This window comes from Streptomyces sp. NPDC006235 (genome assembly GCF_040613735.1).
Lineage (GTDB): Bacteria > Actinomycetota > Actinomycetes > Streptomycetales > Streptomycetaceae > Streptomyces.
The window spans coordinates 144575-158232 of the sequence record NZ_JBEXSR010000011.1; the positions used below are offsets into that span (position 1 = coordinate 144575).

The window sequence follows — 13658 nt, forward strand, 5'->3', positions numbered from 1 at the left end:
ACCGGCCGTTGCGTGCCCGAAATCGGAAATTCCCACCGGGGTACGAAGGCCTGCCCCCTGACGAAGACCCGCAAGACTCGCGAAGACCCGCGAAGATCCGCCCCCTGCCGTCACACCTTCGCGCGATACGCCCTCATCGCCAGCGGATAGAACACGAGCGCGATCCCCGCCGCCCACACCAGCGACCACAGCACCGGCTCCGCCACCGCCCCGCCGAGCAGCAGCCCGCGGAAGGCGTCTGACAGGTGCGTGACCGGATTGACGTCGCTCCACGCCTGGAGCCAGCCCGGCATGGTGTCGACGACCACGAAGGCGCTGCTGGTGAAGGTGATCGGAAAGATGAGGGTGAAGGCGAACGCCTGCACCTTCTCCGCGTCACCGGCCAGCATCCCGATCAGCACGGCGCTCCACGACACGGCCGCGGCGAACACCACCAGCAGCAGCGTGCCGAGCAGGAACCCGCCGAAGCCGCCGGTGACGCGGAAGCCGAGGGCCAGTCCGAGGCCGATCATCAGCAGCATCGCCCAGACATGCTTCGCGAGGTCGGCGGTGATCCGCCCGATCAGCGGGGCGGAGCGCGCGATGGGCAGGCTGCGCAGCCGGTCGAAGACGCCCTTGGTGAGGTCGGTGTTGAGCGCCATGGCCGTGTACATCGTCATGAACAGCGTGTTCTGCACGATGATCCCGGGCAGCGCGTACTTCAGATACGCGTCGGGCGATCCGGCCATCTGCCCGCCCAGCACGTAGGTGAACAGGAAGACGAACATGATCGGCGTGATGCTGTAGTCGACCAGTTCGAGCGGGTTGTGCTTGACGGCGACCAGGCTCCGCCAGGCCATCGTGAAGGTCTGCCGCACCCCGGCGAGGGGCGGCACGCGGCCCGCCGCGGTGACCGGCGCGGTGACGGTGGTGGCGGTCATGAGCGGCTCACCGCCTTCTCCAGCTCGCCCTCGTCCTTGTCCCGGACTGCCGCGCCGCCGTTCTGCTCGGGCTCGCCCGGTTCGGCGCGGTGGCCGGTCAGGGCGAGGAAGACCTCGTCGAGCGAGGAGCGGCGCAGGGCCAGCTCGCCCACCGCGATCCCCTCCCGGTCCAGCGCGCGCACGACCGCAGGCATCAGCTCGGGGTCCTTCACCGGAGCGGTGATCCTGTCGCCCTCGATCCGCGTCTCCGAGCCGGCGGCCCCGGCCACCAGCGCGTGCGCCCGCGCGAGGTCCTGCCCGAGGATCGGCCGCAGCTCCAGCACCTGGCCGCCGACCTGGGCCTTCAGCTGGTCCGGCGCGCCCTCGGCGATCACCCGGCCCTTGTCGATCACCACGATGTCGTCGGCGAGCACATCGGCCTCGTTCAGGTACTGCGTGGTCAGCAGGGCGGTCGCACCGTCCGCGACCAGGGCGCGCACCATGTCCCACAGCTCACCACGGCTGTGCGGGTCGAGGCCCGTGGTCGGCTCGTCGAGGAAGAGGATGCGGGGCCGCCCCACCAGGCTGGCCGCGAGGTCCAGGCGCCGGCGCATGCCTCCCGAGAACGTCTTCACGGCCCGGCCGGCCGCGTGCGTCAGCTGGAAACGCTCCAGCAGCTCCCCCGCCCGCGCCTTCGCCTCCCGTCTCGGCAGGCCCAGCAGCCGGCCGATGAGCAGCAGATTCTCCGTGCCGGTCAGGTTCTCGTCGACCGCCGCGTACTGCCCGGTCAGCCCGACCATGGCCCGTACGACCCCGGCCTCGCGGACCACGTCGTGACCGGCCACCCGGGCCGTGCCCCCGTCCGGGCGCAACAGCGTCGCGAAGATCCGCACCGCGGTCGTCTTCCCGGCGCCGTTGGGCCCCAGCAGCCCGAGCACCGTGCCCTTGCGGGCCGCCAGGTCGACACCGGCCAGCGCCTCGGTCTCCTTGAACCGTTTGACCAGGCCCTCCGCTTCTATCGCATACGTCATGGGTCACCCCTCGGCGTTCCTGGACCCCGGCCTGGGCCCATTTCTCCCACAACCGTGACGCACGCCACTGACATTCCTCCCCTTGGTCGCTTTTCTCCCAAATCAGAGGGTCCGAGGACGCTGCGTGACGGATCCCACCTCACCGTCCGTTCGTACGCCCGTAACAATGGACTGTGATCTCTCCGGCTTCCTCGATGCCCCGGAGCGCCCACCGGCAGCGGCCGGAGGCGACTCCCTACGTCGACCTCACCCGAGCCGAGTGGAGCGCGTTGCGTGACAAGACGCCGCTGCCGCTGACGGCCGAGGAGGTCGAGAAGCTGCGCGGCCTCGGCGATGTCATCGACCTCGACGAGGTGCGGGACATCTACCTCCCGCTGTCCAGACTTCTCAACCTCTACGTCGGTGCCACGGACGGCCTCAGAGGCGCGCTCAACACGTTCCTGGGCGAGCAGGGCTCCCAGTCCGGCACCCCGTTCGTCATAGGAGTCGCCGGGTCGGTCGCCGTGGGCAAGTCGACGGTCGCCCGGCTCCTCCAGGCCCTGCTCTCGCGCTGGCCGGAGCACCCGCGCGTCGAACTGGTCACCACCGACGGCTTCCTGCTGCCCACCAAGGAGCTCCAGGCCCGCGGCCTGATGTCGCGGAAAGGATTCCCCGAGTCCTTCGACCGCCGCGCGCTGACCCGCTTCGTCGCCGACATCAAGGCCGGCAAGGACGAGGTCACGGCCCCCGTCTACTCCCACCTGATCTACGACATCGTCCCCGACAAGAAGCTCACGGTCCGCCGCCCCGACATCCTGATCGTCGAGGGCCTGAACGTCCTCCAGCCCGCCCTCCCGGGCAAGGACGGCCGCACCCGGGTCGGCCTCGCCGACTACTTCGACTTCAGCGTGTACGTCGACGCCCGCGTCGAGGACATCGAGCGCTGGTACCTCAACCGCTTCCGCAAGCTGCGCGCGACCGCCTTCCAGAACCCGTCCTCGTACTTCCGCAAGTACACCCAGGTCTCGGAGGAGGAGGCCCTCGACTACGCCCGGACGATGTGGCGCACGATCAACCAGCCCAACCTGGTCGAGAACATCGCCCCCACCCGCGGCCGCGCCACCCTCGTCCTGCGCAAGGGCCCGGACCACAAGGTGCAGCGCCTCAGCCTGCGCAAGCTGTGACGCCCGGGGGAAAGACCGGTTAGATAGCCGCCATGCTCCACTTGCGCCTGATCACACCGTCCGAGAAGACCGACGACGTGGTGCGGCTGATCGACAAGACGGTCGGCACGACCCACCTCGTCGTACTGCCGGACACCGCCCGCGACCCCGCCGGGGACGTCGTGATGTGTGACGTGGCACGCGAGGCGGGCGACGATCTGCTCACCGGCCTGCGGGAGCTCGGCATCGACACGAGCGGCTCCATCGCCGTCGAGGCCATCGACCTGTCGCTGTCCGAGCGGGCCGACCAGGCAGCGGCCGACGCACCCGGCGAGGGCGCGGACGCGGTCCTGTGGGAGCAGCTGACCGAAGCGACGCACGAGGAGTCGACCCTCTCAGCCACGTACCTCGCGTTCATCACGCTCGCCACGATGATCGCGGCCTGCGGCGTGGTCCTGGACAACGCGATCCTGATCGTGGGCGCCATGGCGGTGGGCCCGGAGTTCGGCCCGCTCGCCGGCATCTGCACCGCGATCGTCCGCCGCAGGGGACGCCTGGCCCTGCGCTCGCTGATCGCCCTCCTGGTGGGCTTCGCGGTGGCGATGGCGGTGACGGTCGGCTTCAGCCTCTTCATGGACGCGGTCGACCTGTTCAGCGAGGGAAAGCTCATGGGCGACCGCCCCAACACGGGCTTCATCTACGCCCCCGACTGGTTCTCGTTCGTCGTGGCGGTCCTGGCCGGCATCGCCGGCACGCTCTCCCTGACATCCAGCAAGTCGGGTGCCCTGGTGGGCGTGGCCATCTCGGTGACCACGGTCCCGGCCGCCGCGAACGCGGCCGTGGCCCTGAGCTACGGCGACATGAAACAGACCTGGGGCTCCACGGAGCAACTCCTGCTGAACCTCCTGGGCATCATCGTCGCCGGCACACTGACCCTGCTGGTGCAGAAATGGCTCTGGTCCACGCAGCGCAAGAAAACGCCGTAGGGGCAGCGTCCTCAGGGGCGCGGGGCTGTATCCATGTGCGGCTCCGCCGCGCGGGCGCGACAAGCCACGAACAACCCGCAGCCCGCACCCAGCAGAACCCCCACCCCCTACCTGCAAGGACCAACTACCCCAGCGCGGACTTCACCACATCGGCCAACCGCCCCGCCACGGCCCGAGCCTGCTCGATATCAGCCGCCTCCACCATCACGCGAACCAACGGCTCGGTCCCCGAGGAGCGCAACAACACCCGCCCGGTGGCGCCCAGCTCCCGCTCCGCGTCGGCAACCGCCGAGGACAGCTCGGCCGACGTCGTCACCCGGGACTTGTCGACGTCCCGCACATTGATCAGCACCTGCGGCAGCCGCTCCATCACCGACGCCAGCTCCCGCAGCGGACGCCCGCTCTGCGCGACCCGCGCCGCCAGCAGCAGCCCCGTCAGCGTGCCGTCGCCCGTCGTCGCGTGGTCGAGGATGATCACGTGGCCGGACTGCTCGCCCCCGAGGGCGAACCCGTGCTCCTTCATCTCCTCCAGCACGTACCGGTCGCCCACGGCGGTCTGCACGAGCCGGATGCCCTCGCGCTCCATGGCGAGCTTGAAGCCGAGGTTGGACATCACCGTCGCCACGACCGTGTCGGACCGCAGGGTGGAGGCCTCGCGCATGGCCAGGGCGAGCACGGCCAGGATCTGGTCGCCGTCCACCTCCTCGCCGGTGTGGTCCACGGCGAGGCACCGGTCGGCGTCCCCGTCGTGCGCGATGCCCAGGTCGGCCCCGTGCTCGACGACGGCGGCCTTGATCTTGTCCAGGTGCGTGGAGCCGCACCCGTCGTTGATGTTGAGCCCGTCCGGCTCGGCCCCGATCGTGACGACCTCGGCACCGGCCCGCTGGAACACCTCGGGCGAGACCCGCGAGGCGGCACCGTGCGCCTCGTCGAGGACGACCTTCAGCCCGTCGAGCCGGTTCGGCAGAACGCGCAGCAGATGCTCGACGTACCGGTCGGCGCCCTCCTCGGAGTCGCGCACGCGGCCCACTCCGGCCCCGGTCGGCCGGTCCCACGGGGCGCCGGTGCGGTGCTCCTCGTAGACGGACTCGATCCGGTCCTCCAGCTCGTCGGCGAGCTTGTGCCCGCCGCGGGCGAAGAACTTGATGCCGTTGTCGGGCATGGCATTGTGGCTCGCGGAGAGCATCACACCGAGGTCGGCGCCGAGCTCGCCGGTCAGGTACGCCACCGCCGGCGTCGGCAGCACGCCGACCCGCAGGACGTCCACGCCGGCGCTGGCGAGGCCCGCGACCACGGCGGCCTCCAGGAACTCCCCGGACGCACGCGGATCCCGCCCGACCACTGCGGTCGGCCGGTGTCCCTCGAACGTGCCCGCCTCGGCCAGTACGTGCGCCGCGGCCACGGAGAGGCCGAGGGCCATCTCCGCCGTCAGGTCCGCGTTGGCGACACCGCGCACGCCGTCCGTGCCGAAGAGTCGTCCCACTGTGGTGTCCTCCGAATTGCGAGAGAGTGCGGCTCCAGTACATCCCCGGGGACGGTCCGACATCCGCAGGGGTTGTGTACGGGAACGCCCCGGCGGCACAGAACGTGCCGCCGGGGCGATCGTTGCGAAATCAGGCGCAACGTTGCGAAGACAGTCGCAACGACAGCGACGCGATTAGCGCTTGCTGTACTGCGGGGCCTTGCGGGCCTTCTTCAGACCGGCCTTCTTGCGCTCGACCGCACGGTCGTCGCGGCGGAGGAAACCGGCCTTCTTGAGGGCGCCGCGGTTGTTGTCGACGTCCGCCTCGTTCAGCGCGCGGGCGACACCGAGACGGAGCGCACCGGCCTGGCCGGAGACACCGCCACCGGCGATGCGGGCGACGACGTCGTAGCGGCCCTCGAGCTCGAGCACCTTGAAGGGCTCGTTGACTTCCTGCTGGTGCACCTTGTTCGGGAAGTAGTCCTCGAGGGTGCGACCGTTGATCTTCCACTTGCCGGTGCCCGGGATGATCCGGACGCGGGCGATGGCGTTCTTGCGACGGCCCAGGCCGGCGGCCGGCTGGGGCTCGCCGAAGCGGGAGGCCATGGACTCCGAGGTGTACTCGCCCTCGACGGGCACCTCGGACTCGGTGGTGTAGCTGTCGATGTCAAGCTCTTCGAGCGGCTGCTCGGCAGTGGTCTCGGCCACGATTCTCCTCAGATTCTCTTCAGTCTTAGGGGGTGGCCGGACTTACTGCGCGACCTGGGTGATCTCGTACGGCTGCGGCTGCTGCGCGCCGTGCGGGTGCTGGTCACCCTTGTAGACCTTCAGCTTCGAGAGCATCTGACGGCCCAGAGTGTTCTTGGGGAGCATGCCCTTGACGGCCTTCTCGATGGCCTTCTCGGGGTTCTTGTCGAGCAGCTCGTCGTAACGGACGGAGCGCAGACCACCCGGGTAGCCGGAGTGGCGGTACGCCATCTTCTGGGTCCGCTTGTTGCCGGACAGGTGCACCTTGTCCGCGTTGATGATGATGACGAAGTCACCAGCGTCGACGTGGGGCGCATAGATCGGCTTGTGCTTGCCCCGGAGGAGGGTCGCTGCGGTGGTGGCGAGACGACCCAGGACAACGTCCTGGGCGTCGATGACGTGCCACTGGCGCGTCACATCGCCGGGCTTGGGGCTGTACGTACGCACGGTTCGTAGCCTTCGCTTCGAGTGAATGGTCCTGAACAGGTCACCGAAACGATCACGACAGCCTTGACCGCACTGCGGTGACGCAAACCGCGTGCTGGTCGCTGGTCATCGGCCCGGTGGACCGGTGTAAGGGCCCGTCCCGTGAGAATGAGCAAGCCAATACACAACGAAAGAGCAGAATACCGGGGCTCACGACACGGGTCAAAACGCGGGATCATCGCCGACGATCGGCTACGGAGACGCACAGGACGGCACAGACAGTCACGGCCCTGCGCAGCGTCCGGCGCCGCACCGGCCGTACGTACGGAAACACCGCCGGCAGCAGCACATCGGCGAGCACCGCGGCGCACCGGCGCGGCAGGGAGCCGCCGCCGCGCGGCCCGCGCAGCGCCCGCAGCACCCCGAGCCCGACCGACGGCCACACCCCGATCGCGGCCGCGGCCGACGGCCAGGACCACAGGCACACCAGCAGCACCCCGGCCGGCAGCAGTCGCCCCAACCACCCGCAGATGTCGCCTTTGCCCGTCCGCATGGGAGGAACGCTAGGGGTTCGAGGGTCCAACCAGGCGGACCAGCACGCCCCATGTCCCGTCTAAGATGCGCCCCATGAGCTTTGGGCAGGGGGGACCCCAGTCCCAGTGGGATCCATGGAAACCGCAGTCGCAGCAGCCCTGGAGCAGCGGGGGCGGCCAGTCTCCGGACTGGGCCGCGCTCGCCGAGGCGTCCGAGGCCCGTAACAAACGACGCCGGCTGTTCCTGGTCGGCGGCGGCGCGCTCGCCACCGTCGCGATCGGTGCCGCCGTCGCCGTGGCCGTGGTCTCCGCGGGCGGCGACAACCAGGCCGGCAGCCCGACCTCCCAGGTGCCCTCGGCCGACATCCCGAGCGAGTCCGCCTCAGCCCCGTCCTTCGCCCCGACCAGCGCCCCGCCCCCGCTGGACCCCAAGGACTTCATCGCCAGCGCGAAGAAGGACACGGCTGAGCTCAGCCCGGACACCCTCTTCCCCGGCACGCAGCTGACCATGGGCGAGACGACGTACAAGAAGGGCCCCACGGCCGACACCGAGAACTGCGCCTCGGCCTCGGGCGGCACGCTGCGGAAGATCCTCACGGCGAACGACTGCACGCGCTTGATACGCGTCACCTACTCCGTGGACGGCATAGCCGTGACGGTCGGCGTGGCGGTCTTCGACACCGAGGCGCAGGCCGCCAAGGCCAAGGGCCAGACCAACAAGAAGAGCTTCGTCAAGTCGCTCTCCGGCGGCGGCGTGAAGCCCTTCTGCGAGTCCGGGTTCTGCCGTACGACCAGCAACTCCTACGGCCGCTACGCCTACTTCACCAACGCCGGCTTCACCAGCGGCAAGGACGTGACGGAGAAGGACACGAAGGTGTTCGCCGCGGGCGACAACCTGCAGCTGTTCACGTTCCGTCAGATCCACCGCCGCGGCCAGGCGCAGGCGTCGGCCGCGGCCAACGGGTGACCGGCCGCGGCACGCCCGGTCACAGCCGCTTCGCGCTGCGCAGCGTCTTGGCGTAGTAGCCGTTGCCGTCCAGCCGGGACACTCCGCCGACGTCGCCGATGGTCGGTCCGTTGACCTCCTCGCGGCTGGAGACGAAGAGCAGGTGGCCCTCGGTGTCGTAGCCGAGCACCATGCCGACATGGTCCAGGCGCTGCTTCGTCCGGGTGTCGAGCTTGAAGAAGACGAGGTCCCCGGGCTGGAGCTGGTCGATGCCGGTGGGCCGGTCCTTGGGCGAGATGCCGGTGAGCGGCAGGATGTCGGCACCCTGCTTGGAGCGGGCCATGCCGTTGGCGGTGCGCGGCAGACCGTCGCCCGACTCGTCCGAGGACATCAGCGGGTAGCGGGCGCGGTAGCCGAACACCATCCGCATGTAGCCCGAGCAGTCGATCGAGCGGGCGCGCGCGGTCTCCGGCTGGCCGATCACGCCGTCCCGGAAGGGGTACTGGACGCCGAGGTAGTCGTAGAAGTCGGACTGTTCCAGGCGCAGGTCGCCGCCCTCGGCCCCGGCCGTGTTGAGAGGCCCGAAGTTGGCGTCGCCGGCGATGACGGTGCCCTGCTCGTCCTTCTTCTGCTTGGCGCCCGCGACGTACTGGAAGGAGATGGCCAGGAGGTCGTCCTCCTTGCTGGCCTGGTACTCCTTGTACCAGTCCTTGAACCACTTCTCCTTGTCCGCGCCCTTCTTCCAGGGCTCGGGCATGAGGCGGACCCAGTCCGTCGTGGAGACCTTGGAGCTCGTCGAGGAGGGCTCGGTGAAGGTGCGGGCCGGTCCGGTCAGGGTCGCGGTGCGCGCCCCGTCGGTGAACACCGCCTTGACCTGGCCGTCGGACCCGCGCAGCACGGAGCGGGCGGGGTTCTCCAGCCGGGACCAGGTCTCCCCGCCCTGGTCGCGGGTCTTGGTCGCACCCCCGGCCCGGTCCGAGCCGTCCAGCACGCCGACGTTCGTGATCTCCGGGACGCCCTTCTCCTCCTGCTTGCGGAGCTCCACGGTGAGGTAGCCGGAGGTCGCGACGAGCCCCAGCACCACGAGGCCGGACAGGACCGGCCTCGATTTCTTCTTCCCTGCCATGTGTTCTCTCCTGGGTTCTCAGTCGCCGGGACGCCGGTCTCAGACGGTGGGCATGATGCCGAGCAGCAGTCCGGCGGCGACGACGATGTAGGCCATGAGCGAGACGGTGCCGGTCGCCAGCAGCGTCGCCCCCTTGGGCTGGCGGACCATCTGGTAGGCGATCAGGCCGGGCACGATGAAGCCGAGGGTCTGGTTGCCGTAGAGCAGCGGGAACTCGATCGACAGCACGATCATCACGGTGGCCTGGAGCAGCACGCCCAGCAGGACCACCGCGGCGAACAGCCGCTTGCCGTAGAGGATCACCAGCCGCTGCATGACCTTGGTGCCCGCGTAGGTGAGGGCGGTGACGCCGACCACCATGGCCGCCCGCTGGAGGTCCTCGATGAGGGTCAGGGCGAGCCAGCCAGGCGTGATCATGCCGCCGGGCGACAGGTTGGTGGTCAGGTAGCAGAGCAGCGAGAAGAACAGGCCGATGGCGATGCCGAGGGCGGCCATCTCGGGGGTCAGGGCGGCGGTGGTCAACGAAGGTCTCCGGGCACGGGTGCGGGTGCGGGGCGAGCGGTGGGCGTGAGTCGTGGGTCCCGCCCGTGGACGTCAGGGACGGGGAGGCTGTCCCCCCTCGTCGGCCGGGACGTACCCGTAGCCGTAGGGCTCGTCGGCGTACTGCCGGCCCTGCTGGGCGTCAGCGGCGTACGGCCCCTGCTGGTAGGGGGCCGGCTCGGGGTACCCGGCGCCGGCGTACGGCCCCGACGGCTGGGCGGGGATGCGGACCACCGGGATCTCCTGGGTCTGGGAGGCCTGGTAGCGCTCCTCGTAGGCCATGGGGTACGAGGCATAGGGGTCCAGTCGGCCCGGCTGGGCCGGTGCGGCCGTGGCGGACGGCCGCGCGGTGTCGGCGGGGGCGGATTCGTCCGCCGGGAGTTCGGCCAGGTACTCCAGCAGTTCCTCGCCCTGGCCGTGGATGTTGCCGATGGCGACCAGGGAGGAGTCGGCGGCCAGGCGGTCCAGCAGGGCGGGCATGAACTCCTCGGCCGACCGGCGCTCACCCCCGAGGTCGACCGCGCGGTCGCGCCACTCGGCGGGGATGGCGTCGATCGCGCTCTTGGCGGGGTGCCCGATGACGAAGACGTGGTCCGGCTGGAGGTCGGGGATGATCTCGCCCATCTGGCCGTTGCGCTCCACGCGGTCGGGCCGGCAGTTGATCACGACGTTCAGCGGCCGGTGGATGGCGCCGAGGTCGAGCAGCTGGTTGATGTTCATCAGCGTCGATTCGGGGTCGTTGGCCGCGAAGACGTTGGCGAAGGCGAGCCGCTTGCCCTCGGGCGTCGCGTAGCGCTCGACGGACAGCACGCCCGGGTCCGGCGGGGCGTCGTACATGCCCTGCAGGGCGACCTGTCGTTCCACGCCGAGCAGTTCGGCCACGACGAGGGCGATGGCGACGTTCTCCTTGAAGGTGAACCAGCTGAAGCCGCGCAGCTCCTCGTCGGTGACGGTCTCCGGGTCGGCGTAGATCAACTGGCAGTTACGGGCGTCCGCCTCCTCCTGGAGGATGTGGAAGCGCTCCTTCTCGGCGGTGACGCAGATGCCGTCCTCCGGCATGGAGCGGCACAGCGACCGGGCCACGTCGTCGAGGGTGGGCCCCATCTCGGCGAGGTGGTCCTCGCGGACGTTGCACAGCACGCCGATCGTGGAGCGGATCAGCTTGCTCTGGTTCACCTCCTGCAGGGCCGGCATGACGGCCATGCACTCGATGACGAGGGCGTCGGGCCGGTAGGTGGCGGCCCTGCGCACGATGCCGATCTGCTCCACCACGTTGGCGATGCCGAACTTGCGGTAGACCGGCTCCTCGGTGGCGTCCGGGTGGATGAACCGGGCCGCCGTGCCCGTGGTCTTCGCGACGGTGACCAGGTCGCCGCCGCGCAGGGCACCGGCGCACAGCCGGGTGATGGAGGACTTGCCGCGGATGCCGTTGACGAGCACGCGCGACGGGATGCTGTGCAGGCTGGCGTAGTGCCGGCGCTGTTCCACGATGCCCGCCACGAGCAGCAGCGCGCTGCCGGTGAGCAGGACGAAGTACAGATAGAGCACGGCTGGGTCACCTTCCCCGAACGCCGGCTTCCGGCTCCACGAGCCGGCGCGCCTGGGTCTGCTTACGGGCGTGGAGTTGCTGGCGCAGCAGTTCGAGGCTGCGCACGACGGCGCCGACCTCGTCCTGGTAGCGGGGGTAGAGCACGGACTTGAGGTCACCGTCGGCCAGCTTCTCCGCACTGGCCGCCAGGGCCCGCATCGGCCGGGCCACGACCAGGTACACCCAGCCGAGGCAGACGACGATCAGGGCCAGACCGAGCAGCCCGGCCAGGACGCTGCGGTCCTCGCGCTCGTACGGGGTGATCTGGAAGTCCTTGGCGTTCTGCCAGCTGACCACGGTCCAGCCGATGTCGGCCGCCACACCGCCGCCGGAGAAGGGGGCGGCCGCGGCGACCGTGGTCCCGCGTCCTTCGCGGATCAGCAGGCCGTTCTCGACGGGCCCGGCGCCGACGTGGACGCTGCCGGCCCGGACGAGGTCGGTGAGCGCGTCGCGCGGCAGGTCCTCGAAGGCCAGGAAGCCGTCGCTGGCGGCGATGGTCTGCGTCCTGGAGTCGACCACGCGGACCTCGCCGAGCCCCGGCCGCTTCAGGAGCGAGTTGAGGAACTCGACCCGGACCTCGCCGACCAGGGTCATGCCCTTGTCGCCCGGCAGGGGCGCGGCGGCCTGGACGACCGGCTTCTTCCCGCCCTTGCCGGCGACCCGGACCAGCGGCAGGTCGTCCCCGTCGGCGAAGTCGGCGCGCGGCTCCTCGCCCGCGCGGGCGACGACCTCGCCGTCCTCGTCGAGGAGGTACAGCGCCTCGTAGCGGGTGTGCTCGCGCAGGGTCTCCTCGAGCAGCGTGCGGCCGGCGTCGGCGTCGTCCGGGTCGATCAGCCGGGACGTGGACACCAGGTCCGCCTGCGCCTCGTTGAGCGCCCGGCGCACCCGGTCGGCGACCAGGTCGGTGCGGTCCCGCTGGTCCGCGACCATGCTGGCCGGAATGCTGACGGAGTCGTCGGTGCGGTTCAGCAGCAGGCCGACGGGCAGACACCACAGCAACAGCAGGACGGCGGTCAGTGCGAGCGGCCCGCGCACCCCGAACCGCCCCTTGACGCGCTGGCGCCCGCCGGGGTCCTCGCTCGGGCCGCCCAGCTGCGCGCGCAGCCTCTCCAGTGCGGAGCCGATGCGCGCGGCCTCGCCCCAGCGGGGCACGTCCACCGGGCGGGTCAGGTCGCCCCGGGCCAGTCGGCGGGACTCCAGGAACAGCCGCAGCAGCGGCCGCTGCACGGTCGCCCACAGCACGGCCGCGGCGAGCAGTCCGAGCACCACCAGCGCTCCGGCCGCCAGCAGCCCGTACAGCTCCCGGTCCGCAGCGGCGCCCTGCTGCTGGACCACGGGCAGCAGGGCGACGACGGTGAGCCCGAGGCCCGCGCCGACGCTCTTCTTCTCCTCCGGGTCGGCGGAGGAGAGGGAGGCGTAACCGGCCGTGGCGACACGGCCGTTGTAGCTCCCGCCGACCAGGGTCCCGCTGACACCGGGGTAGCCGCGGGAACCCGGCTCCCTGGCGCTGACCGGGTCCTGCTCGGTCTCCCGTGCCGCCTGGGCGGACAGCCCGCTCATCTGCTTCTGGAGGAAGCCCAGCTCCTTGCGCTCCTGGTCGGAGTTGAGCGCCTCGGACTGCTCGAAGCCCGCCGTGGCCAGGATCTCGCCGCCGGTGGCGACGACCGCCATGGAGCGGAACTGGCCCAGGTTGATGGCGGGCACGGACAGGCTGTTGGAGGCGAGAAGCAGCTGCTGCGGCCCGTCCTCGAAGTCCAGGACCGCCATCGTCATCAGGCGGACGTCGCCGGTCTCCAGCCGCACCATGCGGGGCTTGAGGGCCTTGTCCCCGGTGAGGACGTCCTTGTCCAGCCATCCGAGGGGAATCGTTTCACCCCTGGCGGCCAGCACCTTGCCGCTCTCCAGGTCCAGGACGGTGGTGCCCGTCCACTTCTGGTAGGTCTTCCCCAGGTCGGACAGGACGCGCTCGGGCTTGACCGGCGGCCCCGCGTTCAGCGCGGCGGCGGTGCGGTTCAGGTCGGTGACCCGCTCGTCGATGGAGGCACGCAGGGCGATGGCACCGTCCTCCGCGAAGTGCTGCTGCGAGGAGAGCACCGCCTGCGGTACGGCCTGCTCGCCGGCGGGGCCGAGCACCTGGGCGGTCAGGCCCGCGAGTGCGAGCACCAGCACGCACAGCAGCGCGATCGGGGGGCGGACGCCGCCCAGCAGCGGCATGTCCGCGCGTCTCCGGCT

General features: G+C 70.5%; 13 protein-coding genes. 3 read left to right on the plus strand and 10 right to left on the minus strand.

What is annotated here, in order from left to right; translation table 11 throughout:
- Window positions 1–110: 110 nt before the first annotated feature.
- Together ABZ192_RS16160 and ABZ192_RS16165 are read right to left on the minus strand one after the other, a co-directional pair.
- A complete protein-coding gene (locus ABZ192_RS16160) occupies window positions 111–920 on the minus strand; it encodes an ABC transporter permease (RefSeq protein ID WP_356925144.1) in 810 nt (269 codons plus the stop codon).
- A complete protein-coding gene (locus tag ABZ192_RS16165; RefSeq protein WP_356925145.1) occupies window positions 917–1930 on the minus strand; it encodes an ATP-binding cassette domain-containing protein in 1014 nt (337 codons plus the stop codon). The genes ABZ192_RS16160 and ABZ192_RS16165 overlap by 4 nt, the downstream gene beginning before the upstream one ends.
- Window positions 1931–2103: 173 nt before the next feature.
- Between ABZ192_RS16165 and coaA the strand changes: the two genes are divergently transcribed.
- A complete protein-coding gene (gene coaA / locus ABZ192_RS16170) occupies window positions 2104–3093 on the plus strand; it encodes a type I pantothenate kinase (protein WP_356925146.1) in 990 nt (329 codons plus the stop codon).
- Window positions 3094–3125: 32 nt separating this feature from the next.
- A complete protein-coding gene (locus ABZ192_RS16175; protein WP_356925147.1) occupies window positions 3126–4058 on the plus strand; it encodes a DUF389 domain-containing protein in 933 nt (310 codons plus the stop codon).
- 124 nt (window positions 4059–4182) lie between these two features.
- Here ABZ192_RS16175 and glmM read toward each other — a convergent pair whose 3' ends face one another.
- The 4 genes from glmM to ABZ192_RS16195 all read right to left on the minus strand — a co-directional run bounded on the left by glmM (window position 4183) and on the right by ABZ192_RS16195 (window position 7246).
- A complete protein-coding gene (gene glmM / locus ABZ192_RS16180; protein ID WP_356925148.1) occupies window positions 4183–5541 on the minus strand; it encodes a phosphoglucosamine mutase in 1359 nt (452 codons plus the stop codon).
- Window positions 5542–5715: 174 nt separating this feature from the next.
- The gene (gene rpsI, locus ABZ192_RS16185) at window positions 5716–6228 is read right to left on the minus strand and encodes a 30S ribosomal protein S9 (protein WP_356925149.1); all 513 of its coding nucleotides are present in this window, start codon (window positions 6226–6228) and stop codon (window positions 5716–5718) included.
- 42 nt (window positions 6229–6270) lie between these two features.
- A complete protein-coding gene (gene rplM, locus ABZ192_RS16190; protein WP_010036634.1) occupies window positions 6271–6714 on the minus strand; it encodes a 50S ribosomal protein L13 in 444 nt (147 codons plus the stop codon).
- 214 nt (window positions 6715–6928) lie between these two features.
- Window positions 6929–7246 carry a hypothetical protein gene (locus tag ABZ192_RS16195; protein WP_356925150.1) on the minus strand — a complete coding sequence of 106 codons (318 nt, stop codon included), beginning with the start codon at window positions 7244–7246 and terminating at the stop codon, window positions 6929–6931.
- A gap of 74 nt (window positions 7247–7320) precedes the next feature.
- Here ABZ192_RS16195 and ABZ192_RS16200 point away from each other — a divergent pair, with 74 nt between their 5' ends.
- Entirely contained in the window at window positions 7321–8193 is an 873-nt protein-coding gene (locus tag ABZ192_RS16200) for a hypothetical protein (protein ID WP_356925151.1), read from the plus strand.
- A 19-nt stretch (window positions 8194–8212) separates the two neighbouring features.
- Here ABZ192_RS16200 and ABZ192_RS16205 read toward each other — a convergent pair whose 3' ends face one another.
- From ABZ192_RS16205 to ABZ192_RS16220, 4 genes are all read right to left on the minus strand, one after another.
- On the minus strand, window positions 8213–9298 hold the full coding sequence (locus ABZ192_RS16205) for an NlpC/P60 family protein (protein WP_356925152.1): 1086 nt from the start codon (window positions 9296–9298) through the stop codon (window positions 8213–8215).
- Between the two features lie 39 nt (window positions 9299–9337).
- A complete protein-coding gene (locus ABZ192_RS16210) occupies window positions 9338–9820 on the minus strand; it encodes a poly-gamma-glutamate biosynthesis protein PgsC/CapC (protein ID WP_020276280.1) in 483 nt (160 codons plus the stop codon).
- Between the two features lie 72 nt (window positions 9821–9892).
- Window positions 9893–11386 (minus strand): poly-gamma-glutamate synthase PgsB, encoded by a 1494-nt coding sequence (gene pgsB, locus ABZ192_RS16215; RefSeq protein WP_356925153.1) that lies wholly within the window; start codon window positions 11384–11386, stop codon window positions 9893–9895.
- A gap of 7 nt (window positions 11387–11393) precedes the next feature.
- Entirely contained in the window at window positions 11394–13640 is a 2247-nt protein-coding gene (locus tag ABZ192_RS16220) for a HAMP domain-containing protein (protein ID WP_356925179.1), read from the minus strand.
- Between the last annotated feature and the right edge of the window lie 18 nt (window positions 13641–13658).